We start from the raw sequence: 23,897 nt of genomic DNA, 5'->3' as shown, positions 1-23,897 counted from the left end.
ATCGCGAAACGGTTGGGCGCGGCTTTGTGGCGGGATCAGGCGTCTTCGTGATCGCTGATCAGCAGATTGGCAGCGGCATAGGCCGCTTGTTCGCGCAGATCGGCCGGCACCCGCTCGTCAGAGGCCACGGCGTTGAGTGCCCTGATGGTGGCGGCTATGGCTTGCGGTACATAGCCCTGATCGCCTGAGCCGATCTGGTTATAGGCGATGCGAATGGCCTCACAACATTGATATACCTGCATTTATTTTTCCTCGTTAATCCACATGTGAACGCCGTCACTATAGCGATCGAGGGTTGGCTTGTCAGCTGGTGTGCTTGTCAGTGCCGCGGCGCGGGGGTAACCTGCCTTTTTTGTCGCAGGAGACGAGACATGTTCACCGGCATAGTGCAGGGGACCGCCGAACTGGTGGCCATTGAGGAGCTGCCCAACTTTCGCACCCACGTGATCCGCATGCCGAGCCAGGCATGGGGTCAGGGACTGGCGCTCGGCGCCTCTGTGGCCCATAACGGCTGCTGCCTGACGGTCACCGGGGTAGAAGGGGATCTGGTCAGTTTCGATCTGATGCAGGAGACACTGCGTCTGACCAACCTCGGCCAGTTGCAAACGGGGGACAAAGTCAACGTGGAACGGGCGGCCCGCTTTGGCGACGAGATTGGTGGTCATGCCATGTCCGGCCACATCATGGGCACGGCTGAGGTGCTTTCCGTCATCGACACCCCAAACAACCGCCAGATATGGTATCGACTGGCTCCTGATTTGATGAAATATGTGCTGACCAAGGGCTACATCGGCATCGATGGCATCAGCCTGACCGTGGGTGAGGTACGGGAAAACGCGTCGTTTTGTGTCAATCTGATCCCGGAGACTCTGGCCCGTACCAATCTGGGCTGGGTCAAAGCGGGCTGGCACACCAATATCGAGATAGATCCCCAAACCCAGGCCATCGTCGATACGGTGGAGCGGGTGCTGGCGGCGCGCCAGCCGGGGTGATCTGTCTGGCTTAATTCACCCTTGGCGACTTGCCATAGAGAAAAGGGCCTGCATCATGCAGGCCCTTTGTGATCGCTTGGTCGCTTTCGCCCGCAGTCAAAACATCTGCTCGTCGTCTGCATCCACAAACAGCTGCAGGCAGTCGCGGGCTTCATCCCGGTGCAGTCGCAGGTGGATGGGGTTGCAGCAGGCCATGCAATCCTCGTAAAACTCCTGATCCCCCTGGCTGGCATCCAGCTCGACCCGAGTGTGATGGCCACAGTGGGGGCAGACGATACGCTTGCTGGTGTACTCGATCATGGTGACCTCCTCGGGCCCTTGGGCCGTCTGTCTCCCTTGATTCTAGTCGGCCGGGAGGGGGTTAACCGCGAGCAAGTGCACGTTTATGACAGAGAGCAAGGAGGGTGTCGTGATCAGGTTTACTGGCCCGATGCCTCCTTGGTTCCCGTGCACGTTCACGCCACCCAGCAGGCCAGCATGTCGGCATCCAGTTCACTCAAGGAGGAGAGCTGGTGGTCGGCGATGGCCAGACGCGGATCGCCGACCAAGGCGGGATCCGGCACTATGAGCGCCTTCATGGAAGCCGCCTTGGCCGCCAGCAGGCCGGTGAAGCTGTCTTCAATGGCCAGACAATGCACTGGTTCTACGCCGAGTTTCTCGGCGGCGTGGATATAGACGTCCGGGTGCGGCTTGCCGAAGCGTTCAACCTCGGCGGAGTGTACCGCCAGGAAACGATCACGAATGCCGAGCTTGCCGAGCACTGCCTCCACCATGGCAAAGGGGGAGGAGGTGGCCAGGCCTATCTTGAGGCCCCGGGCCTCCATCAGAGCCAGCGCGTCCAGCACCCCGGCTTTGGCCTCGCCTTCGCTCAGAATGAGGGCGTTGACCTTGTCCAGAATGCGCTGCACCACCTCTTCCTGGCTGGGGCCGCTCCAGGGGCGCAGGCGATACCAGTGCGCCACCAGCTGATCGATACGCACGCCTATGGTCGACTCACAATCTTCCACCGTGTGGGGGTGACCGAGTTCGGAGAACACGGCCATCTGGGCCCGTTGCCAAAAGGGTTCCGAGTCGATCAGAACACCATCCATATCGAAGATCACGGCAGTTAACATCTTGTACTCCTGACATAGGTGAAGGGGGAATTATAAGCGAGGCGCCTCAATGCAAAAGGGGCATTGCCATACCCCTTGCGCCTGATCACGCAGCAAACGTTTGTTTTGACGTGACGAAACAAACGGCCATTAGAAAATGACCTCGACGCTGGCGGCAACCGCCTTGGCCTGCTCGACCGCATCGTGGCAATCCTGACCCCGGGTCAGCGCCACGCCGAGACGGCGGCGACCTGCGATCTCCGGCTTGCCAAACAGACGCAACTGGGCGCCCGGTACCAGCGCCAATGCTTCGCCAATCCCTTGATAGCGGATATTCTGGCTGTGCCCTTCACGCAGCACCACGGCCGACGCGCTTGGTCCGTACTGGATGATGGTGCCGATCGGCAGCCCCAAAATGGCGCGTACATGGAGGGCGAACTCGGAGAGATCCTGAGAGATCAGCGTCACCATGCCGGTGTCGTGGGGGCGGGGGGAGACTTCGCTGAACCACACCTCGTCGCCCCTGATAAAGAGCTCGACCCCGAACAGGCCATAACCGCCCAGCGCCTCGACCACCCTGGCGGCCACCTCTTTGGCACGGGCCAGCGCCAGTTCGCTCATTGCCTGCGGCTGCCAGGATTCGCGGTAGTCGCCATCTTCCTGCCGGTGGCCTATGGGATCGCAGAAGTGGATGCCATCGACGGCGCGTACCGTGAGCAGGGTGATCTCATATTCAAAGGGAACGAAGCCCTCAACTATCACCTTGCCACGACCGGCGCGGCCACCCTCCTGGGCGTAGGTCCAGCTCTCGTCCAGCTTGGCGAGATCGCGCAACACGCTCTGCCCTTTTCCGGACGAGCTCATTACCGGTTTCACCACGCAGGGCAGGCCGATGGCCTCAACGGCAGCGACAAACTCCTCCTTGCTCTGGGCAAAGCGGTAGGGGGAGGTGGGCAGACCCAGGGTCTCGGCGGAGAGGCGGCGGATCCCTTCCCGGTTCATGGTGAGCTGGGTAGCGCGGGCGTTCGGCACCACCTTGACGCCTTCTTGCTCAAGGGCAGCCAGGGTATCGGTGGCGATCGCTTCAATCTCGGGGATGATGAGGTCGGGTTTGATCAGGGCCACCAGGGCACGCAGAGCGTTGCCATCGAGCATGTCCAGCACGTGGGCGGCGTGGGCTACCTGCATGGCGGGGGCATTGGGGTAGCGGTCGGCGGCGATCACTTCGATGCCGAAGCGTTGCAGCTCGATGGCGACCTCCTTGCCAAGTTCGCCGGAGCCCAGCAGCAGGGCACGGGTGGCGCCGGGGCGGGTTGCGGTTCCAAACATGTGATCTCTCCTGATGTCGTTGGTCACAGTTGATGGCCGCTATTGCGGGAATAGCGGGCAAAAAAAGAGGCACGCATGGCGTACCTCAGGAAACGGATTTGTGGGCGCGCTGCTCCAGATGGGTCAGCAGCGTAATGGCACCAATGATGATGGCAGCGCCGAGCCACAATCGGCCGGGCGGTGCCCAGCCAAACACCAGCCAGCCGGCCAGCACGTTCATGGGCAGCTTGGCAAAATCGAAAGGCTGCACGAAGGAAGCCTCCGCCACGCTGTAGGCTCGAGCGATGGACATCTGGGCCAGTGCCGATAGCACCCCGGCCAGCGCGACCAGTTGCCACTGTTCGGCGCTGGGCCACTGCCACTCGGGCAGCGCCAGCATGGCGTTGAACGGGGTACTGAAGATCAGCAGATAGACCACTATGGTGTGGGGCGATTCGTTTGCCGCCTGATAGCGTACCAGCAGGGAGTAGCCGGCCCAGAACAGGGCGGCCGCCACCGGCAGCAGGGAAGCCCAGTTGAAGTCATCGGTCCAGGGAGCCAGGATCACCATGGCACCGACAAAGCCCGCCAGAGTTGCCAGGATGCGGGCCCGGCTCACCTGCTCTTTTAGCAGCAAGGCAGAACCCAGGGTGGCAAAAAGCGGGGAAGTCATCAGCAGGGCGATCCCTTGCCAGATGGGGATCGGCACCGCCAGTGCCCATAGCCAGAACTGGATGCCAATCACGGCCAGGGCGACCCGCAGCAGGTGCAGCCGGAACTGATTGGTCAGCAGGGATTGACGCAAGCCGTGGCGGATCAGCCAGGGGATCAGGCAGATCAGGGCGATCAGGTATTGATGGAAGGCGACCTGGGTGGAAGGAAAGCCGAGTTTGAAACTGACGTACTGGCTCAGGCTGTTGACGGCGGCGAAGCAGAGGCCTGCCACCATCATCCAGACTGCACCGGCCAGAGGAGAGTGCCTGCGCGAGGGTACCATGGGATCCGGATCGCTGGAAAAAAGTGCGGCGGATCATAACGGCAATCGTTTGTTCTGCCAAGCGTTTGGCGGCTGGCCATGGCCCGTTGGCGAGGGAATGAACTAACATCAATTTTTTTGAACAAGTTGAGCATCTATTTTCGCTATCCGAATAGAAGCCCAATGTTTAGAGTGACCTTCATCGACAGCCAAGCTGTTCAATCGACAACCTGATGGAGTTTCACCATGGCCAATATCCTCGTACTCAAGTCCAGCATCCTGGGCCAATATTCCCAATCCAACGCCCTGATCGACGGCTTTCTGGCTGACCATCAGTCCGACACCGTTACCGTGCGTGATCTGGCGTCTCTGAACCTGCCGGTACTGGATGGCGAGCTGGCCATGGGCCTGCGCGGTGGTGAAAGCCTCAATGAGCGTCAACTGGCCGTGCTGGCCCAGTCCGATGAGCTGATCACCGAGCTCAAGGCGAGCGACCTGGTGGTGATTGCCGCCCCCATGTATAACTTCAGCATTCCGACCCAGCTGAAAAACTGGATTGACCTGATTGCCCGTGCCGGCGTCACCTTCCGTTACACCGAGACCGGTCCGGTCGGTCTGGTAGAAAACACCCGCGCCCTGGTGATCAGCCCCCGCGGCGGCATGCACGTCGGCAGCGCCACCGATCTGGTGACCCCCTACATGCGCACCGTACTGGGCTTCATCGGCATCAAGGACGTGGATTTCATCTACGCGGAAGGCATGGGCATGGGCCCGGATGCGCAGGCCAAAGGCATGGAGCAGGCCAAGGGGCAGCTGGAAACCCTGGCACTCTGATCAAGCAACTGGCCATGGCTGGTGCGGCATGGCACTGTGCCATGTCGTACCAAACAAACAACGCAGCCCTTGGGCTGCGTTGTTTGTTTCTGTGTGGACGAAGACGGGATCAACAGGAACAGAGGGCGCGAGTCAATCCCGAATGAAGCGGCGGCAGCCGCTACCCACCATCAGGCACACGACGACCAGAGAGCCCAGCAACAAGGTACTGAGCCACTGTTCGGCACTGTCGGGCAGGCGGGGGGAAAACAGGCTGATCATGAGAATGGCACAGAGGGTGATCAAGCTGGTCTGTCGGGTCTGGATCATCATGGGTCGTCCTTGGCTGGCGGTCGCGAATAACAGGCTAACCACCGTGTATGACAGCTTGATGTATCCATACATGTCGCTGGGTGTCATCGCACGGGGTAGCCATCACCATATCAGCTTTTGCCACCAGAGCCAGTGCCGTTGGCCGGGTTGTGATCCGGATCCCTATCTGAACTGTTTCTGGTCCGGCCGGTAGTGGAAATCGCCGCTGGCAAGCTTGGCGACAAGGGCTTCCTTGTCGAGATCCTGCGCCTTGCAGAGATCATCCAAGTCATCAAAACGATCACGCAGCTGCATATTGATGAGACTCAGCAGCATGTTGACGTCCATGGTGGCGAAGTTGTTCAGGTTCATGACGTGTGCTCGTTATCCAGTAAATGGAGTTGTTCGATGGCATCGCTGACGCTTTGCAGGTGCAGGCGAATGGTCTGGCGCGCCTCGGTGGGCAGATAGTCGGTGAGGGTATGTTGCCAGCTGCCCGCTTCGGTCTTGAGTTGCTGGAACAGGGTGAGCCCGGTCTGGGTGAGTGACACCAGGCTGACCCGTTTGTCCTGTTCACTGCTCTCGGTAAACAGGATCCCTTTCTCCACCAGGCGGCGGATTTCGCGGGAGATCCGCACCTTGTCCATCCCGCTCGCCTCTACCAGCTCTTTTTGGCTGATGGGGTAGTTGGGGCCGAGCACCATCATCAGGCGCCACTGGGGCACCGTCAGCTGATAGCGTTGCTGGTAAAACTGCTCAAAGGTGTCGCGCACCATCTCGGCGGCGTGAACCAGCTGATAGGGGGGGTAGTGCGCAAGCAGCTCTATGATCTTTGACATATGACATCCTGCTGTGACGGCTGCATCGGGTGCAGTTTCTCTTGATACTTTGACCTTGATGATACGTAACACAAGGACATTTGTCTGAACATGCACCAGAGAAATGTGCGGTTGCGCACGTCATCCGCCGCAACCGGGTCTGTTTGACGCTTATTTTTGCCTCGGGTTGCTCAGCCTTTACGCAACCAGATCAAGGCGTTGTGCTTGAGCCAGGCTTCGCGGCTTTGCAATGTGTAGAGCGCCGCCTCATCGCGACTGCCCGCCTGCCAGCTCTGTGGCTCCTGCTTGGGCAGCTTGCGCTGACCCAGCAGACAGGCTGGCACATGGGCATTGGCCTTGATGGCCGCCTCCAGCCGTGGCTGCGCCGTCTCGGGGCCGTCACAGACAAACGCCATCAGCGCCCGGTTGTAGAGCAGCCAGCTGGAGGCCTCGTCGAAGCGGACCAGCAAGGCGCGCAGGGCGGCCCAATCCCCTTGCAGGGCATAGAGGCTGGAGAGGGGATAACGGCAACCCAGCTCATCGGCGATGCACAGCTCGAGCAGGGCCAGATATTCACTGCGCGCCTGTTCCAGCTGGCCGAGACGAAGCAGGCAATCGGCCCGGCCAGCCCTGGCGGCGAGCAGGGGGCGCGCCTCGTGGGCACTCCAGCCGTGGCCGGTCATCTGCTGCCAGAAGGCGTCGTCGAACAGAGGCCCGGCATCGTCAATCACCTTGTCAAACCAACCGAGGCGAGCCTGGGGATCGCGGCAGGCATCGGCCAGCTCGAACCACTGCTGCCACTGTTCGGCCTGCTCGCTATCGAGGGCTGCCTGATCGTCGGGCACCGCCTGATACTCATCCAGCTGCAGCAGTTGATTGAGCGCCGTCTTCATGTTCTGACGCTGGCGTTTGCAAAACTCCATGAAGGGCAGCTCGCTGCCGGCGGCTGCGTGCAGCATCTGGGCCATGGGTTTGTCGCGAAACAGGCTGAGTTCGGCGGCCAGACTGAAGCGGTACTGGGTGGTGGGATCGTTCAGATCCTTCGGCTTGGGCCAGCTGGCAAACCCCTGGCTGAAACCGTAACACCACTGGCCGAGGGGGTGGCTCTGCGCGAACACCTGCTCCGGGGTCTCGGTGGAGAGACGGCACTGACTCGGCAAGGCGAGCTGGGCCTCGTCCGCCTGAGCTTCCAGTTCGGCGATCAGATGGTGCAGCGCCTCGGCGCTCTTCTCATCCAGCTCGGCGTCATGTGGCAACAGACCGGCCAGCGGGGCCTGCCAGTCAGGGGCATCCGGGCCCACCAGACGGGCACACAGAAAACCGTGCAGCGCCGGGTAGGTCATGTCCTGCCCACTGTGGGTCTGGATCCATTGATTGAGATGACGGGTACGAGTGGATGGATTCATCGACAGTTCCTCTGGATTTGAACAGCGGCGCAGTCTACCCAAAAGTGGGGTTATTTGCAGCAAAGCCCTGGCTGACTGACGATTATATCGCCATCAACCGGGTTGGCCACCCCGAAAATCGTGGGAGAGAAGGGCAAGGGACTAGGCCCGGTTACTGCTCTTGAGGTAACATGCGCGCCCATACGGGCAATGAAAAATTGACCATCCGGATAATGAAAGAAGAGATCACCATGTTACAGATTGGCAAGATGAACACCCTCACCGTAATCGAGCTCGAAGACAGGGGCGCCTGGCTTGCGGCCGACGAATATGGCGAGCTGTTGCTACCCAAGCGTCAGCTGCCCGAAGGCGTGGCCGAGGATGACGGTGTGGAAGTCTTTCTCTATCTGGATGCCGACTGCGAGCCGGTGATCACCACCGACAAGCCGTTCGCCATGGTGGGTGACATCGTCGGCCTCAAGGTGGTCAATGCCAACAAGATTGGGGCCTTCCTCGACTGGGGCATGAAAAAGGATCTGTTCGTGCCGACCCGCGAGCAGAACAAACCCATGCAGGTGGGCCACGTCTATCTGGTGCACCTGATGCTCGACAACGAGGGCCGCATGGTGGGCACCAGCCGGCTGGAACGTTTCCTGCGCACCGACAAGCCTCCCTTCAAGGCCGGTGACGAGGTGACAGCGCTGCCGGGTGAACACACGCCGCTCGGCATCAAGGCGATCGTCAACGGTGAATACTCCGGCATGCTGTTCAAGAACGAAGTATTTGGCCGGGTGATAACGGGGCGACCGCTGACCGCCTGGGTCAAGCAGGTACGTGACGACGGCAAGCTGGACTTGACTCTGCAAAAGCCGGGCATGGATCGAATGGACGACGCAGGTGGCCGGATCCTGACCCGGCTGATGAAGCAGGGTGGCAGTCTGGCCGTCGGCGACAAGAGCGAACCCGAGCTCATCTACAAGCTGTTCAACATGAGCAAGGGCACCTTCAAGAAGGCCATCGGTGGCCTCTACAAGCAGGGCAAGATTGTCATCGAAGACAACTGCATCACGCTCGTCTCTGTCGATAGCGCGCCGGACGGCGAATAAGTGCCGAGTCCCTGCATAGGTCTGTGCCAGGCTTGGGATGGGCTCTGCCTCGGCTGTGGCCGTACCCTGACCGAGATTGGGCATTGGTCGGCCATGGAAAGTGACGCCCAGTTGGCGGTGATGGCAGAGCTGGATGGCTCAAAAAGCACCCATGCGTGCCCTGGTTGTGGCGAGCCGGCGTTTTGCGCCGTGTCGGCCGGCGAAAGCATAGCGCAGTGCTGGTGCAGTCAGCTGCCCACCCTGCCGATGCAGCAAGCCAGCGCCTGCTGGTGTCGTCGCTGTCTGGCCAAGGCTATCGCAGATCGGCCCTGAACGAGGATGAAAAAAGAAAAAGGCGCCGAGGGCGCCTTTTTTATGCCTGCTGCTGGCGGTGCCAACGCACATGGACATCCTGTTCGTTCAGATAACGGGGCAACAGGAAGGTGGCGTAGATCACCTCAAACTCATCCTGATGGTCCAGCAAACCGACCCACACTTCGACCCAGCGCTCCATGTCGGTCGGCACACCGAGTTCGGTTGACCAGTCTGCGTTGGGCAGGGTTGCCTCGACGGCGCCACGCTGTTCAAACTCCAGGGTGATGTCGACGATTTGTTCGGGGGCCAGCATGTCTGCTGCTTGCTCAAGAAACAGATCATAGGCCCATTCGACCAACTGATCCGGGGTACGTTGTTCCATGAAATCACTCCAGATGCATCGAAGTCCGCTACTGTAGCAAGTATTGGCTGTGGCAGCCAGACCAGCGCAGATAGCCGTCCCTGTCCAATGCAGCTGGCAGGAGGTATGGTTTAAGGGGAGCCACAGGGAGAGACGTCATGAAGCGGCGAGCACGGCGACAGCAGATAAAACGACGTCGGGGGACCTGGTGGTGGCACTATCTGCCGTTGCACCAGAGCACGGTTGGTGGTCATCTGGGGCCACCTCTTGATGATTCTCCTGCTGAGCCTGATGAGTCATCTGCGCCAGTTGAGACGTCGTCCACAGAGTACTGAATTCATCAGTCGGCCTGATGCACCCGGTTGAGGGTGACTTGGCCCAGCTGGCCCATTTGACGGCGGATCCAGGCCGAACGCTGTTGCACATAAGGGGAAGGGGGGGTGACCCGATAGCGCCAGGGATTGGGCAGGGCGGCGGCCAGCAGGGAGGCTTCGTAGCGAGTCAGGCGGGCGGCCGATTTTCCGAAGTAATGCCTGGCGGCTGCTTCGGCGCCATAGATGCCGGGACCAAACTCCACGATATTGAGATAGACCTCGAGAATACGGGATTTGTCCCAGCCCAGCTCCATCAGCAGGGTGAACCAGGCCTCGATCCCCTTGCGCAAGAAGCTGCGATCGCTCCACATGAAGAGGTTCTTGGCCGTCTGCTGACTGAGGGTGCTGGCACCCCGTACCCGCCGGCTTTGCTGGTTGTGTTTGAGGGCCGAGCTGATGGCATCCATGTCGAAGCCGTTATGATCGGCGAAGTGCTGATCCTCGGCGGCGATGACCGCCAGTTGCAGCTCCTCTGAAATGCGCTCGAGCGGCACCCAGTCGTGCTTGACCTCGGCCACCTTGGCGGGCGGAAAAAGGGCCCGCTCGATGCGCCAGGTCCACATGGGGGGATCGATGAAGCGCAGCAAGGCCACCGAGACGATGGTACTGAGCAGGGCCCCAAGCAGCAGCTTGCCGAGCCAGCCCAGCAGACGGCGTTTCAGCGCCGGTCGCACGGGGCCAGGCTCGGATTCCCAGGCATACTGGCCAGGATCATCGGGATCCGGAATTATTGGGGCAGCCATTCGATGTGGCAGAACTTCTCGTCAACACGGCGGGAGAGCAGCATGCGGGCAAACAGGTGCTCATACTCTTGCTCGGCATTGCCAAGCCCGACCCAGATCTCGGCGTACTCGGCATCGCTCACGGCAAAACCCACGTCCGCTTCCCAGTCATCGGCCGGATCGGTTTCCGCCAGCAGACCCCGATCGTTGAACGCCTGATTGAACAGGGCTATCTCCTGCTCCGGCAGGTTGTCGGAGGCCAGCTCCATGAAGAGTTCGAGGGCGGTGTCGAGCAGTTCCTCGACGCTGTGCATTTCGTCGTTCAAAGACATTGGTCTGTTCCAGATAATAAAAAAGAGAAGCCCCGTCGGCGATGCCGGACGGTGGCGCGCGGTATTCTAGCTGGCCCCTTCGCCCTTGGCGAGATCCGGCGCGGCGACCTGGCTCCGTTTGTGGCAATAAAAAACCGGATCCTGCTACAGGATCCGGTCTTTATTGAGGGAAGGGGTCACGCATGGGGCGTCAGCTCATCCCTTCTTGTCATCGGCGAAGGTGATGTTGAGCTCCAGTACAGACAGCTCATCACTCTTCTTGTCCAGCTGGACCGTGATCTTGTCAGGGTCAATCTGCACATATTTGCGGATCACGTCGAGCAGGTCCTGCTTGAGCTGGGGCAGGTAATCCGGCCCCCCTCTGGATGAACGCTCGTGCGCGACTATGATCTGCAACCGCTCTTTGGCCAGTTGTGCGGTGTTTTGTTTCTTGTTGGAACGAAAATAATCCAATAATGACATGTTTAACTCCCGAACAGTCGGCTAAAGAAGCCCTTCTTTTCTTCTGCCAGAAAACGAAAATCCTTGGTGTCGCCCAACAGACGGGCAACCGCATCCTCATAGGCCTGACCCGCATCAGACTCCTTGTCCAGGATGACCGGCTCCCCCGAGTTGGAGGCGCGCAGCACAGCCTGGGACTCCGGGATCACCCCGAGCAGCTTGATGGCCAGGATCTCTTGTACATCCTGCACGCTCAACATGTCGCCACGGCTGACGCGGGTCGGGCAGTAGCGGGTGAGCAGCAGGTGCTCCTTGATCGGGTCTTCGCCGCGCTCGGCACGACGGGACTTGGAGGCCAGGATGCCGAGGATGCGATCCGAGTCACGTACGGAAGAGACTTCCGGGTTGGTGGTGACGATCGCTTCATCGGCAAAGTAGAGCGCCATCAGGGCACCCGCTTCGATCCCGGCCGGCGAGTCGCAGACGATGTAATCGAACTTCATCTCGGCCAGCTGATCCAGGATTTTCTCGACCCCTTCACGGGTCAGGGCGTCCTTGTCCCGGGTCTGGGAGGCGGGCAGGATGAACAGATTTTCGCAGCGCTTGTCCTTGATGAGGGCCTGATTGAGGTTGGCCTCACCGTTGATCACATTGACGAAGTCATACACCACGCGCCGCTCGCAGCCCATGATGAGATCCAGATTCCTCAGGCCAATGTCAAAATCGATGACCACAGTCTTGTGGCCACGCTGAGCCAAACCTGTGCTCAGGGCCGCGCTGGTTGTGGTCTTGCCAACGCCACCTTTACCCGATGTAACGACTATGATTCGCGCCATTCTCGCTTCCTTGTAACTCTATTTGATATGGTCTATTCGGAGTTGTTCGTTATCCAGCCGGACATGTACCGGCTGTTGTATCAGGCCGGCCGGCAGTGCATCGCTCAGTTGGAACGTGCCTGCGATGGATAGCAGCTCGGCCTGTAATTGCTGGCAATAGATCCGTGCCTGGGTGTTGCCCTTGGCACCGGCTATGGCCCTGCCCCGCAGGGTGCCATAGATATGAATACTGTCATCGGCAATGACTTCGGCCCCCGGGCTCACCGAGCCCAGTATCACCAGCGAGGTGCCGGCAGCATAGAGCTGCTGACCGGAGCGCACCGGGCCCACGTGTACCTTGCTTGGCACCAAGGGCGCCGTGGTGGCCGTCACCTCGACCACGGGCGCCGGGATTGGCGCTCTTTCCGGCGGAAGCTCGGCCTTGCGGCTCTTGCCGGACGCCATCACTGCCAGACCCGCCGCCTTGGCGGCCGTCTTCATCGCCTCGTTTTGTGTCCCCGTGATCCCGACCAGCACGAAATCCTCCGACTCCACCAGCTCCTTGAGCTGTTCGAAGTCAGGAATATCCGTCAGTCGTTCCACATTGATGACGAGGGGGGCACAATTAAAAAACTGGGGTGCCTGGGCGACCTTTGCCGCCAGCAGCTGGCGGATCCGCTCAGGCTTGCCATCGCTGATATGCAACACAGAAATAGTGAAGGTGGTCCCTTTCAATTCGTTATCGCGCTCAACCATGAATCTTCCCCGAGACAGAGACGGTAATCCGTTATTGTTATTCAATTCCTGATGTTATAGTTTGCCACCATCAGAGGCAATAAACCCGTCGGATTATATCAATTTCCATGTTATGTGCAGTCTATAAAAGTCGCAAAAAAGCCGAGACCTATCTTTTTGTCGAAAGAAGAGAGGATTTTTCCCGCGTACCCGAGGTGCTGATGAGTACATTTGGTCGCCCCGAGCTGGTATTGATGACCAAGCTGGACCCAGCCAGGCCCTTGGGGATCGCCTCGACCAGCCGGGTGATGGAGGCGTTGAAAAGCCAGGGCTTCTATCTGCAGGTGCCACCGCCACCGGAAAATCTGCTGGAACAGCACAAGGCACAATTAAAGGCCTCGGGCTGATGACGGGTCGGCTGGCACTGTTATTGTTGAGCGGGCTGTTAAGTGCCCCCTTGCAGGCCAGTCCCGATTTTGCCACCTATGTGACTGGGCTCAAACAGCAGGCCCTGGTTGCCGGGATCAAGCCCGAAACCGTGGCGGCCGCCTTTGCCGATATTCGGGTCATCGAGCCTGCCATCAAGCACGATAAAAACCAGCCTGAATTTAAACTGACGCTGGACAACTATATTCCCCGCGCGGTTCCGCAATGGAAAGTCAATCAGGCCAAGGCCTTATATCGCCAGCATTTGCCGCTGCTCACAAAAATAGGGGCGGAATATGACGTGCAACCTCGTTTTATTGTCGCCTTGTGGGGAATAGAAACCAATTTCGGTAAATTGACCGGCACATATCCGCTGATCTCCTCGCTGGCGACCCTGGCCTGGGATGGTCGGCGGGAGGACTTTTTCAAGGGTCAGCTGCTGGATGCTCTGCGCATCATAGAGCAGGGGCATGTGACCCCCGCCGCCTTCAAGGGCTCCTGGGCCGGCGCCATGGGGCAGGTGCAGTTCATGCCATCTTCCTTCCTCAAATACGCGGTCGATCAGGATGGGGATGGCAAGAAGGACTTGTGGGGCAATCTGGCGGATGTGTTTGGTTCGGCAGCCAATTATCTGCAGCAGAATGGCTGGCATGGGGATGAAACCTGGGGGCGTCAGGTCAAGGTGCCTGAGGCGCTGGATCCCGCCCTGTTCGGGCTGGAGCAGACCCGACTGCTGTCGGCGTGGCAGGCTCTCGGCGTACGTCAGCTCAATGGTTCACCCTTGCCCAGGGTCGAGATGCAGGCCTCCCTGGTGCGCCCCGATGATGCCAAGGGTCGCGCCTATCTGGCTTATCCCAACTATCTGGTGTTGCGCCACTGGAATCGCTCCCACTATTTCGTGGTGGCGGTGGGCACCCTGGCCGATCGCATCGTGGAATAACTGGCGCAGAGCCGGGTGGCTCAGGTGACGTGTTGAACGCTGTGTTTGTCTGGATAGGTGAATGGGCCGCGGGAATATGGGATGAGCAGGGATGACGAGTCAGGCGAGACAATCAAAATAACGGGCAACAAAAAGGCGGGAATTCCCGCCTTTTTGTATTTCTGGCAAATGCTGCTTATTCGCAGGCAACCTGCATCACCTTGATGGCCAGGCCACCGCGGGAGGTTTCACGGTACTTGGAGTCCATGTCCTTGCCGGTGATGTACATGGTCTCGATGACCTTGTCCAGGGAGACTCGCGGCTTGGAGGTGCGACGCAGGGCCATGCGGGAGGCGTTGACCGCCTTCATGGCCGCGATGGCGTTGCGCTCGATGCAGGGTACCTGCACCTGACCGGCAACCGGATCACAGGTCAGACCCAGGTTGTGCTCCATGCCGATCTCGGCGGCTTCACACACGTGTTCCGGGCTGCCGCCCATTAGTTCGGTCAGACCCGCGGCGGCCATGGAGCAGGAGACACCCACTTCACCCTGGCAACCCACTTCGGCACCGGAGATGGAGGCGTTCATCTTGTAGAGCATGCCCACGGCACCGGCGGCCAGATAGAAACGGGTGTATTCGTCGCGACCCACCGGCTGGATGAACTTGTCGTAGTAGGCCAGCACGGCCGGGATGATGCCGGCGGCACCGTTGGTCGGTGCCGTGACCACGCGGCCACCGGCGGCGTTCTCTTCACTCACCGCCAAGGCAAACATGTTGACCCAGTCGATGATGTTCATCGGATCGTTGGAGAGATTCTCGTTGGTGGTCAGCTGGCGGTAGAGGGGCGCAGCACGACGGGGTACACGCAGCGGGCCGGCCAGCACGCCTTCGGTGCGGCAGCCACGTTCGATCCCTTCACGCATGGTGTTCCAGATCTTGCCGAGCTTTTTGTAGATCTCTTCCGGGGTGTTGAAGCACTTCTCGTTCTCCAGCATCAGGGTGGAGATGGAGAGGCCGGTCTGGCTGCAGTGGGCGATAAGTTCAGCCGCGCTCTTGAACGGGTAGCTGACGGACATGTCGCCGCTGTCGGCTTTGCCGAAGTTCTCTTCGTCGACGATGAAACCACCGCCGATGGAGTAGTAAGTCTTGCTGTAGATGGCTTCATCTTCGATGAAGGCGGTCAGCTTCATGCCATTTTCATGCAGCGGCAGGGCTTCGTCATGGAACACCATGGCACCCTTGGGGAAGCTGACAGTGTGGCAGTGCAGGCCGATCGGCAGGCGGCCGGTCTGCTCTACGCGGGAGATGAATTCAGGGATGGCGTCGATGTCGACGTTTTCCGGCAGGTTACCCGCCAGACCCATGATGATAGCGGTGTCGGTGTGATGACCTTTACCGGTCCAGGAGAGCGAGCCATAGACATCGACCTGGATCCGGGTGATGTCACGGATCTTGCCGCCTGCACGCAGTTCATCCACGAACTGTTTGGCAGCTTTCATCGGGCCGACAGTGTGGGAAGAGGAGGGGCCAACACCGATTTTGAAGATATCAAAAACGCTGATCATGTAACAATTACCTCAGGATAGAAGGGGGCGCCATGCCCACTCGCAGAAACGGGGTGATCCATGGGACGAGGGCGTCGTCGCCGAGGTCAATGAACCAGATAACCGCAGTGTAACGGTTCAAAGCCTAAAAAAAGTTGAAATAGATCTATTTTTGTTGAATCAGAGGCGCGAGTATAAAATTTATTTTGATGCTTATCCATTTTGTTAAGCGTTTGCCCATAAAAATACCCGGCCAGGCCGGGTATCGGGGGACAAATTGGAGTCAATTGGCTGTTTTTAACATTCTGTAATGTTAACCGCCAGGCCGCCGCGGGCGGTTTCCTTGTACTTGGTCTTCATGTCGTTGCCGGTTTCCCACATGGTCTTGATCACCTTGTCGAGGGATACCTTGTGCTCACCCGTGCCGCGCAGGGCCAGGCGGGCGGCATTGATGGCCTTGACCGCGCCCATGGCGTTGCGCTCTATGCAGGGCACCTGCACCAGACCGCCCACTGGATCACAGGTGAGGCCCAGGTTGTGCTCCATGCCGATCTCGGCGGCGTTCTCGACGATGGCGGGGCTTCCCCCCAAAATCTCGGTCAGGGCACCGGCGGCCATGGAGCAGGCGACCCCCACTTCCCCCTGACAGCCTACTTCGGCCCCCGACAGGGAGGCATTCTTCTTATATAAGATGCCGATGGCCGCTGCGGTGAGGAAGTAGCTCAGCAGCAGCTCATCATCCACCTTGCGCACGAAGCGATCATAGTAGTGCAGCACGGCTGGAATGATGCCGGCGGCGCCGTTGGTCGGTGCCGTGACCACCCGGCCTCCGGCGGCGTTCTCTTCGTTGACGGCCAGTGCAAACAGGTCCACCCACTCGATCACCATCAGGGGATCCTTGTTGAAGTTGGTCTCGCAATTGAGCTGGCGGTGGAGAGCCGGGGCCCGGCGTTTTACCTTGAGGCCGCCAGGCAACACACCTTCACTGCGACAGCCACGCTCGACACAGGCCTGCATTGCCTGCCAGATCTTGCGCAGTCCCGCTTTTATCTCCTGTTCGCTTCGAAACACCTTCTCGTTGGCCAGCATCAGACCCGAGATGGAGAGGCCACTCTCCTGGCAATGGGCCAGCAGCTGGGCGCCGCTCTCGAACGGGTAGGGGATGGGGTGGGCGGCATCGAAGCGGGCCGCCTCTTCCTTGGCGGTCGCAAAGTGGCTCTCCTCTATGATGAAGCCGCCGCCGACCGAGTAATAGGTCTGCTCGAACAGCAGAGCGCCACTGGCGAAGGCCCGCAGCGTCATGCCGTTGGAGTGGGCGGGCAGTGTCTTGCGGCGATTGAAGATGATGGCGCCGATCCGGGCGAACTGGCATGGCTGCTCGCCAGCCAGCAGCAGCGACTGGTTGCGATCCACCTCGCCGAGGAAGGCGGGAATGGCCTCTATGTCTACCGATTCCGGTTCAAAACCGGCCAGCCCCAGAATGATGGCCTTGCCGGTGCCGTGGCCCTTGCCGGTCTGACCGAGGGAGCCGTAGCACTCCACTTCTACCCGTTCGATCCTGGGTAGCAGATCCTGCCGCTTGAGCTCTTTGACAAAGGCGCAGGAGGCCCGCATCGGCCCCACCGTATGCGAAGAAGAAGGGCCGATCCCGATGGAAAACAGGTCGAAGACACTGATCATGACACCACTCCGATTATGGGTTTTGTCTAAACATTGTAATTTTTTTGTAGTCGATGGAAAGCGGGGAAGCTGAGACGTGTGATGGCGGCATACAAATGAGTGGCTGGCAGCGGGCAATAAAGGTTGGAATGAGCGCCCGGGCATCAAAGAGAAGGAGCGAGACTTGGGCTCGCTCCTTGGCACGGTTCAGTCACTCATCTGAGGGCGGTCACTCAGTCGAGGAATTCGCACAGGTAGGCGGTGGGGGTTTTCACTTCCAGCTTGAAGGAGGAGTGGCCCGCCACGTCGAAGGATTGGCCCTGGCTGTAGGTGTGCCATTCATCTTCGTCGGCCAGCTGTATGGTGAGGGCACCCTTGACCACCGTCATCCGCTCGGGAGCGGCGGTATTGAACTGGTAGTCGCCCGCATCCATCACACCAACTGTGGCTTTGTCACCTTTTTGCTCGAAAGCGATGGATTTTACACTTCCGTCAAAATACTCGTTAACTTTCAGCATGTTTTCATCCCTGTATGCATGTTTGCACAGCAAAAGTAGCACAATGTTTTGTCAGTTGTCATGAACAAAGCGGCAAGAATCGTCATGTTCCTTTTGAATCTTCACTTTGTTGCAAACTTATCAATAACTCCCGTTAACGATCCGGCGATTTAAAACAGCAGATAAATATGAGATAAAGCGCCCGCTCAGGGGAATGAACAGCGGTTCTTCCCCTGTTTGGTTAATTGCACTGGGAAAGTGTGAATATTTGCTAATTAAAGGAACATTCTGTGTTAACAAAAGGACTCATCAAGAACGTTGGCTTCCAGGTGGTGGTTGCCATGGTGCTGGGGGCGCTGGTAGGGGCGTTCATGGGTGAACAAGCCACCGTTTTTGCGCCGCTCGGCACCCTCTTCATCCAGCTGATCAAGATGCTGGTGATCCCGCTGGTGGCGGTCGCCATATTGTCGGGGGCGGCCAATCTGGGCGCCAGCCCGGCGGCGGGCAAGATAGGGGTTACCACCCTGGTCTTCTTCCTCGGTACCTCTGCGCTGGCCGTGCTGTTGGCGCTGGTGATGGGGCAAATCTTCAAACCGGGCGTCGGAGTCGAGTTTGGCTCGATGGCTTCCATGTTCTCCGGTGACTACGCCGACAAGGGCGCCTTGCCGGATGCCGTGTCGACCCTGCTCGGCATGATCCCGACCAACGTGTTCCAGGCACTGAACGAGGCCAACATTTTGCAGATCCTGGTGTTCTGCATGTTCCTCGGCATCGCGCTGGCCAAGCAGCCCCGCGAGCGTGCCAAGCCGCTGGTGGACGGGCTCAACACCCTGGTGGATGCCTTCGTCTGGATGATCAACAAAGTGATGCTGATAGCACCGCTCGGGGTATTCGGTCTGATGGCCGAGGCCATAGGTACCTACGGCTTCGACGTGCTGACTCTGGTGCTCAAGCTGTTCGTGGTCTATCTGGCCGCCATCCTGATCTTTGCCTTCGTGGTCTACCCGCTGCTGATCGTGCTCTTCTCCAACACCCCGGTGCGCAAGTATCTGTCGGCCATGAAGAAGCCGCAGATCGTCGCCTTCTCCACCGCCTCGTCCATGGCGACCCTGCCGGTCAACATGGAAACCTGCGAGCAGGATCTGAAGGTGACCAACGCCACGGCTTCCTTCGTGCTGCCGCTCGGGGCCACCATCAACATGAGCGGTAACGCCATCTATTACGGTCTGGTCGCTATCTTCTTCGCCCAGGTCTACAACATCGATCTCTCCATGGGGGCCTGGGCCGCCATCATAGTGACCGCGACTCTGGGGGCCATCGGCCAGGCCGGCGTGCCGGGACCGAGCTTCCTAGTGGTGGCCGTGCTGCTGGCGGCCGGGATCCCCATCGAGGGCTTGCCGCTGCTGTTTGCACTGGATCGCCTGTTCGACATGATCCGTACCGCCCTGAACATCACGGGGGATGCGGCCTGCGCCATTATCGTCGACCGCTACAGCCCGGATTACGATCCGGATCGCTGGAGCAAATAATCCGTGTCAGCGCGGTAACAATGAAAAGGGGCCCGCGGGCCCCTTTCTTTATGACGGCTGGCAGGGGGTCATTGCAACTGGGTCAGCGCCTGCTGGCAGCGCTGCTCGGCGGCATCGAGTTCCAGCAGCACCATCTTGATGTCTTCCAGCTGCTGCTTCAGCATCTCCCGCTTGTCGGCCACCAGTCCCAGCATGGTCTGCAGCTGGGTTCGGCTGCTCTTGTCCGCATCGTAGAGATCAAACAGATCGCGGATATCCGCCAGGCTGAAACCCAGCCGCTTGCCGCGCAGGGTCAGCTTGAGACGCACCCTGTCCTGCCGGCTGTAGATCCGGGTCTGTCCCTGACGGGCCGGATTCAAAAGCCCCTGATCTTCATAAAAACGAATACTTCGGGTCGTAACATCAAATTCACGGGCCAGTTCGCTGATGCTGTAGGTCCGCGTGTCATCCTTGGATTTGGTCATACGGCTGTCTTGGCTGCCATCTTGGTTGTCAATGCAGGCTGGCACCTTACCCAAACGTCAACTGCCCCGCAAGTCTTGTTCCTGCTGCGGCGACAGCATATGTTATGTCTATGTAACAAGGAGAGTGCAATTGATGGATATCGTGATTGTTGCGGCCAAACGTACCCCCATGGGGGCCTTTCAGGGAGCCCTGGCCAGCCTGACTGCACCCGAGCTGGGTGCCTGTGCCATCGCCGCCGCCATGGCGCAGACCGGACTCAGAGGCGATCAAATCGATGAAGCCTATCTGGGCAATGTGCTCAGCGCCGGGGTGGGGCAGGCGCCAGCGCGTCAGGCTGTGCTGAAGGCTGGCTTGCCGGACAACGTGCCTTGCACCACGGTCAACAAGGTGTGTGGCTCCGGTATGAAAGCGGTGATGCTGGCGGCAGATGGCTTGCGCCTTGGTGACACAAACGTGGTGATCGCCGGGGGGATGGAGAGCATGAGTCGCGCTCCCTATCTGCTCGACAAGGCGCGCAGCGGTTTTCGGATGGGGCACCAGAGCGTGCTGGATCACATGTTCCTCGATGGCTTGCAGGATGCTTATGAGGGTCAGCTGATGGGCCATTATGCCCAGCAGAGTGCCGATCGCGCCGGGTTGACCCGTTCCGACATGGACGCTTTTGCCATCGCCTCTCTGGAGCGGGCTCTGGCGGCGCAACAGAGCGGCGCCTTCAAGGCCGAACTGGCACCTGTGATGGCCGGAGATACCTTGCTGCTCGCCGAAGATGAGCAGCCTGCCAAAGCAAGACCCGAGAAGATCCCCCATCTGAAACCGGCATTCAGCAAGCAGGGTACCATCACGGCGGCCAACGCCAGCTCTATCTCGGACGGGGCCGCGGCGCTGATCCTGATGCGCGCCGAGACGGCGATGCAACTGGGCTTGCCGGTACTGGCCCGGCTGGTAGGCTATCAGAGCCATGCTGCTGTACCTGCCGAGTTTACCAGTGCCCCGGTCGGTGCCATCCACGGCTTGTTGACCAAGGTGGGTTGGCGAGTGGATGAGGTGGACTTGTTCGAGGTCAATGAGGCGTTTGCCATGGTCAGCCTGCTGGCGATGGCGGGTTGCAACCTGCCCCATGACAAGGTGAACGTGAACGGCGGGGCTTGCGCGCTGGGTCATCCACTGGGGGCGAGCGGCGCCCGGATCCTGGTCACTCTCATTCATGCGTTGCGTGCGCGGGGCCTGAAACGAGGGGTGGCTAGCCTGTGTATCGGTGGGGGGGAGGCGACGGCGATTGCCATCGAGCGGAGTTAATCCGTGTCCGCCATGGCTTGGAATTGCTGGTTGACCCAGGCGGTAGCGGCCAGATAGAGCTGGCTGACCTTCTCTTCGTTGAGCCCGAGCCGCGCCGTTCTGGCAGTGATGCGCTGCCAGTTTGCATTCTCATAATCTTCACAGAACGAGAGATAAAATCCCAGATTGCCCTTGCGTTCCAGCAGAGCAACCCGGATCTCCTCGATCAGGGGAATGGTGCCGAGCAGCTTGTCCATCGGCTGCTCCATCAGGACATCCAGCAGCGAGAACAACCCTGTGATGAAGGCTTGCTGTGCCTGTTGGGTAGGGGCATGGGCATGGGCCAGCAATTCACAGAACCGGGCCCGGATCATGGACATCTGATAGAGCTCGGCACTCTTTCCCTGGCCGGCGCTGGTGGCGGCAACCAGAGTCACAAAGCGCTTTAGCTGGGTATGACCGAGATAGACGGCGGCTTGGCGAAACGAGGAGATGGGGTTGGTGTGACTTTTCAAATGATTGACATAACGCAGTAACTTGAGTGACAGCGAAATGTCCTGGCTCAACAGTTGCTCGATGCGATTAAGGTCTGGTTCGGGCTGATTAACCACGTTGAGCAGTTGCATCACCACCACCTGGGCTGGCTCCATGGTCGCCTGCTTCACCATCTCGGGCCGACTGAAGAAGAAGCCCTGAAACAGATCGATACCGAGTCGTTTTGCACGCTCGAATTCTGCCTTGTCCTCTACCTTCTCTGCCAGATAGATAAGCTTGAGATGCTGATGCTGCTGGATGAACACCTTGATCTGCAACAGTGAGGTGGCGCGCAGATCAAACTTGATGATATGGATAAAGGGCAAAAAACGCTCCCACTCCGCCGACATGGTGAAGTCATCCAGCGCCAGCTGGTAGCCCAGCCCATGCAACTGTTGCACCTTGGTCAGCAGGGCATCATCGGGATCGGCATCCTCCAGGATTTCGATCACCACCTTCTCTTGTGGCAGGCACTCGGCCAACCCCTCCAGCAACAGGGAGTGAGGGAAATTGATGAAGCAGGGGCGCCCCCCCAGTAGCTGATCTATGTTCTGTTGAAGGAACTGCTCGACCACCAGTCTGGCGGTGGCTTGTTGGGAGGAGATCACCGGAAAGACATTATTCAGACTGTCGCGAAACAGCAGCTCATAGGCATGGGTCTTCAGTTCTCGATCCAGAATGGGCTGCCTTGCTACGTATGAATACATGCATTTCTCCAGCGTGATTACTGGATTGATTTTATTGTGAAGACGCGCACTATGCCAGCGCTTGGAGGCCAGAAACGGTCAATAACTGGCATAGTGCTTGAATGGAGGGGCGTTATGCGCCTCAGGAGGTCAGAAGAGGTAGTTCAATTGCAGGCCAGCCAGCCAGGCATCCCCTTCCGAAGTGCCCTGGAAGGTGGAGGTAGTCTGCGGGATCCCGGGTTTCAGCTGCATGGTTTCGGTCACATCCACTTTCTTGCCATCGATCAGAGTCAGGCCCAAATCCAGTGAAAGGTTGCGATCGATCTGGTAGCCCACCCCGGCGCTGTACCAGACCCGATCAGAATCAGGAATGGAGATGGTGCGGCGATCAGCCGGCACCGGGCTGCGATCATAAGCCAGGCCTGAGCGCAATTGCCATTGTGGTGCCAGCTGATAGGTCAGGCCCAGTGCGTAGCGCCAGCTGTCTTCCCAGTGCTCGTCCTTGATGTGCATGACACCGTGATTGTCGAGCTCGGATTCGAGCTGCACGAACTTGCTCCAGTTGGTCCAGTTGATGCTTGAGTGCAACGCCAGGTCAGGCGTCAGCTGGTGAAACAGCGCCAGTTCGGCGGTGGCGGGCAGGGGCAGTTCCAGGCTGCCGGTATCGGTGAACGGCTGACCGCTCTGATCGATGCCGATGGCATCACCAGAGAGCTTCAAGGTTACGTCGTGGCGGTAGGAGATACCGATGCGCGTCGAGTCTGAAAACTCCAGCAGGGTACCCAGATTCCAGCCCATGGCCCAGCCATCTCCTTGCAGATGCTTGGCGATCTTGTTGTTGGAGGGGAAGGTACCGCCTACTTCCCCTTCGCCCTGAATAGCGGAGAGGCCGGCACCGACGGACCAGACTCGGTTGATGCGATAGGCCAGCGAGGCACCCAGATCCATGGTTCTGATATCGGAGACATTACCGAAGTGGCCGGCATTGTAGTTGTCTGGCATCTCGACACCGAGGCCATAGTAGGAGGTCGCCGCCAGCCCCAGGCGCCACTGGTCGTTGAGCGGCACTATGAGGTAGGCGTTGGGCACCCAGGCATCATCGGCAATGTCGTGGGCCGCCGCATCCAGGCTGACCGGCCCCATGGCGGTGGGTACCCGGGTGGTACCCTCAATGTTGACGTCGGGCCGCACATAGATAAAACCACCGGAGAAGGCCGTACGATCGAAGCGGGTCATGGCGGCGGCGTTGCGGGAGAGCACACTGGCATTGTCGGCGATGGCGGCCTCGCCTGCGAAGGCGCGGCCCATGCCGGTGGCGGATTGTTCGGCCAGCTGGAAACCTGCCGCCTGGACCTGGCCTGACAAAACCAGCAAGGCGATGAGAGACGGCTTCATGATGGAGTGCATTGGATAATCCTTGAAAGTGAACTCGGGGTTCAATCTGCTTTATGGTTGGGAGCAGGATTTTATATGGTATGACCAG

General features: G+C 59.3%; 29 protein-coding genes. 8 read left to right on the top strand and 21 right to left on the bottom strand.

Going from position 1 to position 23,897, the window contains the following annotated elements:
• Nucleotides 1-35: 35 nt before the first annotated feature.
• The gene (locus tag ACW5XD_RS03860) at nt 36-242 is read right to left on the bottom strand and encodes a YaeP family protein (RefSeq protein WP_042037351.1); all 207 of its coding nucleotides are present in this window, start codon (nt 240-242) and stop codon (nt 36-38) included.
• A gap of 129 nt (nt 243-371) precedes the next feature.
• Between ACW5XD_RS03860 and ACW5XD_RS03855 the strand changes: the two genes are divergently transcribed.
• Nucleotides 372-992 (top strand): riboflavin synthase subunit alpha, encoded by a 621-nt coding sequence (locus ACW5XD_RS03855; protein ID WP_456493710.1) that lies wholly within the window; start codon nt 372-374, stop codon nt 990-992.
• 96 nt (nt 993-1,088) lie between these two features.
• Here the strand turns inward: ACW5XD_RS03855 and ACW5XD_RS03850 are convergent, their stop codons facing one another.
• The 4 genes from ACW5XD_RS03850 to ACW5XD_RS03835 form a co-directional block, all read right to left on the bottom strand.
• On the bottom strand, nt 1,089-1,292 hold the full coding sequence (locus tag ACW5XD_RS03850; RefSeq protein WP_005301298.1) for a CPXCG motif-containing cysteine-rich protein: 204 nt from the start codon (nt 1,290-1,292) through the stop codon (nt 1,089-1,091).
• Nucleotides 1,293-1,447: 155 nt separating this feature from the next.
• Nucleotides 1,448-2,107, bottom strand: a complete 660-nt coding sequence (gene hxpB / locus ACW5XD_RS03845; RefSeq protein ID WP_456493709.1) for a hexitol phosphatase HxpB — start codon at nt 2,105-2,107, stop codon at nt 1,448-1,450.
• A 129-nt stretch (nt 2,108-2,236) separates the two neighbouring features.
• Nucleotides 2,237-3,415, bottom strand: a complete 1,179-nt coding sequence (gene purT, locus ACW5XD_RS03840) for a formate-dependent phosphoribosylglycinamide formyltransferase (protein WP_456493708.1) — start codon at nt 3,413-3,415, stop codon at nt 2,237-2,239.
• 85 nt (nt 3,416-3,500) lie between these two features.
• Entirely contained in the window at nt 3,501-4,346 is an 846-nt protein-coding gene (locus ACW5XD_RS03835) for a DMT family transporter (RefSeq protein ID WP_456493707.1), read from the bottom strand.
• A 270-nt stretch (nt 4,347-4,616) separates the two neighbouring features.
• Here ACW5XD_RS03835 and ACW5XD_RS03830 point away from each other — a divergent pair, with 270 nt between their 5' ends.
• The gene (locus ACW5XD_RS03830; protein WP_456493706.1) at nt 4,617-5,204 is read left to right on the top strand and encodes an FMN-dependent NADH-azoreductase; all 588 of its coding nucleotides are present in this window, start codon (nt 4,617-4,619) and stop codon (nt 5,202-5,204) included.
• A 132-nt stretch (nt 5,205-5,336) separates the two neighbouring features.
• Here ACW5XD_RS03830 and ACW5XD_RS03825 read toward each other — a convergent pair whose 3' ends face one another.
• The 4 genes from ACW5XD_RS03825 to ACW5XD_RS03810 all read right to left on the bottom strand — a co-directional run bounded on the left by ACW5XD_RS03825 (nt 5,337) and on the right by ACW5XD_RS03810 (nt 7,719).
• Nucleotides 5,337-5,516 (bottom strand): hypothetical protein, encoded by a 180-nt coding sequence (locus ACW5XD_RS03825; protein ID WP_456493705.1) that lies wholly within the window; start codon nt 5,514-5,516, stop codon nt 5,337-5,339.
• A gap of 162 nt (nt 5,517-5,678) precedes the next feature.
• Nucleotides 5,679-5,867, bottom strand: a complete 189-nt coding sequence (locus ACW5XD_RS03820; RefSeq protein WP_456493704.1) for a DUF4250 domain-containing protein — start codon at nt 5,865-5,867, stop codon at nt 5,679-5,681.
• Complete coding sequence (locus ACW5XD_RS03815; RefSeq protein WP_456493703.1) at nt 5,864-6,334, bottom strand: MarR family winged helix-turn-helix transcriptional regulator; 471 nt, start codon at nt 6,332-6,334, stop codon at nt 5,864-5,866. The genes ACW5XD_RS03820 and ACW5XD_RS03815 overlap by 4 nt, the downstream gene beginning before the upstream one ends.
• Nucleotides 6,335-6,504: 170 nt before the next feature.
• The gene (locus tag ACW5XD_RS03810) at nt 6,505-7,719 is read right to left on the bottom strand and encodes a UPF0149 family protein (protein WP_456493702.1); all 1,215 of its coding nucleotides are present in this window, start codon (nt 7,717-7,719) and stop codon (nt 6,505-6,507) included.
• A 212-nt stretch (nt 7,720-7,931) separates the two neighbouring features.
• On the opposite strand from ACW5XD_RS03810, the gene ACW5XD_RS03805 reads away from it, so the two are divergent.
• Together ACW5XD_RS03805 and ACW5XD_RS03800 are read left to right on the top strand one after the other, a co-directional pair.
• Nucleotides 7,932-8,804, top strand: coding sequence for a CvfB family protein (locus ACW5XD_RS03805; protein ID WP_456493749.1), 873 nt, complete (start codon nt 7,932-7,934; stop codon nt 8,802-8,804).
• Nucleotides 8,805-9,116 (top strand): DUF1289 domain-containing protein, encoded by a 312-nt coding sequence (locus ACW5XD_RS03800; protein WP_456493701.1) that lies wholly within the window; start codon nt 8,805-8,807, stop codon nt 9,114-9,116.
• Nucleotides 9,117-9,156: 40 nt separating this feature from the next.
• Here ACW5XD_RS03800 and ACW5XD_RS03795 read toward each other — a convergent pair whose 3' ends face one another.
• The 6 genes from ACW5XD_RS03795 to minC all read right to left on the bottom strand — a co-directional run bounded on the left by ACW5XD_RS03795 (nt 9,157) and on the right by minC (nt 12,899).
• Entirely contained in the window at nt 9,157-9,480 is a 324-nt protein-coding gene (locus ACW5XD_RS03795) for an HI1450 family dsDNA-mimic protein (RefSeq protein ID WP_456493700.1), read from the bottom strand.
• Nucleotides 9,481-9,799: 319 nt separating this feature from the next.
• Nucleotides 9,800-10,507, bottom strand: a complete 708-nt coding sequence (mtgA, locus tag ACW5XD_RS03790; protein WP_456493748.1) for a monofunctional biosynthetic peptidoglycan transglycosylase — start codon at nt 10,505-10,507, stop codon at nt 9,800-9,802.
• A gap of 53 nt (nt 10,508-10,560) precedes the next feature.
• Nucleotides 10,561-10,887 carry an HI1450 family dsDNA-mimic protein gene (locus ACW5XD_RS03785; RefSeq protein WP_041205707.1) on the bottom strand — a complete coding sequence of 109 codons (327 nt, stop codon included), beginning with the start codon at nt 10,885-10,887 and terminating at the stop codon, nt 10,561-10,563.
• 195 nt (nt 10,888-11,082) lie between these two features.
• Nucleotides 11,083-11,349, bottom strand: a complete 267-nt coding sequence (minE, locus tag ACW5XD_RS03780) for a cell division topological specificity factor MinE (RefSeq protein ID WP_005311265.1) — start codon at nt 11,347-11,349, stop codon at nt 11,083-11,085.
• Between the two features lie 2 nt (nt 11,350-11,351).
• Nucleotides 11,352-12,164 (bottom strand): septum site-determining protein MinD, encoded by an 813-nt coding sequence (gene minD, locus ACW5XD_RS03775; RefSeq protein WP_456493699.1) that lies wholly within the window; start codon nt 12,162-12,164, stop codon nt 11,352-11,354.
• An 18-nt stretch (nt 12,165-12,182) separates the two neighbouring features.
• The gene (minC, locus tag ACW5XD_RS03770; protein WP_456493698.1) at nt 12,183-12,899 is read right to left on the bottom strand and encodes a septum site-determining protein MinC; all 717 of its coding nucleotides are present in this window, start codon (nt 12,897-12,899) and stop codon (nt 12,183-12,185) included.
• A 107-nt stretch (nt 12,900-13,006) separates the two neighbouring features.
• Between minC and ACW5XD_RS03765 the strand changes: the two genes are divergently transcribed.
• Both ACW5XD_RS03765 and ACW5XD_RS03760 read left to right on the top strand, forming a co-directional pair.
• Nucleotides 13,007-13,285, top strand: a complete 279-nt coding sequence (locus ACW5XD_RS03765) for a YcgL domain-containing protein (protein ID WP_043138797.1) — start codon at nt 13,007-13,009, stop codon at nt 13,283-13,285.
• Nucleotides 13,285-14,244: a lytic murein transglycosylase gene (locus tag ACW5XD_RS03760; RefSeq protein WP_456493697.1), complete on the top strand. Its 960-nt coding sequence runs from the start codon at nt 13,285-13,287 to the stop codon at nt 14,242-14,244. The genes ACW5XD_RS03765 and ACW5XD_RS03760 overlap by 1 nt, the downstream gene beginning before the upstream one ends.
• Before the next feature lie 175 nt (nt 14,245-14,419).
• Here the strand turns inward: ACW5XD_RS03760 and ACW5XD_RS03755 are convergent, their stop codons facing one another.
• From ACW5XD_RS03755 to ppnP, 3 genes are all read right to left on the bottom strand, one after another.
• Entirely contained in the window at nt 14,420-15,790 is a 1,371-nt protein-coding gene (locus ACW5XD_RS03755) for an L-serine ammonia-lyase (RefSeq protein ID WP_456493696.1), read from the bottom strand.
• A gap of 276 nt (nt 15,791-16,066) precedes the next feature.
• Entirely contained in the window at nt 16,067-17,449 is a 1,383-nt protein-coding gene (locus ACW5XD_RS03750; RefSeq protein ID WP_456493695.1) for an L-serine ammonia-lyase, read from the bottom strand.
• 212 nt (nt 17,450-17,661) lie between these two features.
• Nucleotides 17,662-17,946: a pyrimidine/purine nucleoside phosphorylase gene (gene ppnP / locus ACW5XD_RS03745; protein ID WP_456493694.1), complete on the bottom strand. Its 285-nt coding sequence runs from the start codon at nt 17,944-17,946 to the stop codon at nt 17,662-17,664.
• Between the two features lie 269 nt (nt 17,947-18,215).
• Between ppnP and ACW5XD_RS03740 the strand changes: the two genes are divergently transcribed.
• Nucleotides 18,216-19,454 (top strand): dicarboxylate/amino acid:cation symporter, encoded by a 1,239-nt coding sequence (locus ACW5XD_RS03740; RefSeq protein ID WP_456493693.1) that lies wholly within the window; start codon nt 18,216-18,218, stop codon nt 19,452-19,454.
• Between the two features lie 68 nt (nt 19,455-19,522).
• Here the strand turns inward: ACW5XD_RS03740 and ACW5XD_RS03735 are convergent, their stop codons facing one another.
• Nucleotides 19,523-19,918, bottom strand: a complete 396-nt coding sequence (locus tag ACW5XD_RS03735; protein WP_456493692.1) for a MerR family transcriptional regulator — start codon at nt 19,916-19,918, stop codon at nt 19,523-19,525.
• A gap of 133 nt (nt 19,919-20,051) precedes the next feature.
• On the opposite strand from ACW5XD_RS03735, the gene ACW5XD_RS03730 reads away from it, so the two are divergent.
• Nucleotides 20,052-21,215 carry a thiolase family protein gene (locus ACW5XD_RS03730; protein WP_456493691.1) on the top strand — a complete coding sequence of 388 codons (1,164 nt, stop codon included), beginning with the start codon at nt 20,052-20,054 and terminating at the stop codon, nt 21,213-21,215.
• Here the strand turns inward: ACW5XD_RS03730 and ACW5XD_RS03725 are convergent.
• Nucleotides 21,212-22,435 carry an EAL and HDOD domain-containing protein gene (locus ACW5XD_RS03725; protein WP_456493690.1) on the bottom strand — a complete coding sequence of 408 codons (1,224 nt, stop codon included), beginning with the start codon at nt 22,433-22,435 and terminating at the stop codon, nt 21,212-21,214. The two genes, ACW5XD_RS03730 and ACW5XD_RS03725, sit on opposite strands and share 4 nt — an antisense overlap.
• 129 nt (nt 22,436-22,564) lie before the next feature.
• Nucleotides 22,565-23,821 carry an OmpP1/FadL family transporter gene (locus tag ACW5XD_RS03720; protein ID WP_456493689.1) on the bottom strand — a complete coding sequence of 419 codons (1,257 nt, stop codon included), beginning with the start codon at nt 23,819-23,821 and terminating at the stop codon, nt 22,565-22,567.
• Nucleotides 23,822-23,897: the final 76 nt, after the last annotated feature.

The sequence above is a fragment of the Aeromonas enterica genome (genome assembly GCF_054052465.1).
Note: the sequence above shows the minus strand (reverse complement) of the source record. Positions and strands in the feature narration are given on the sequence as shown.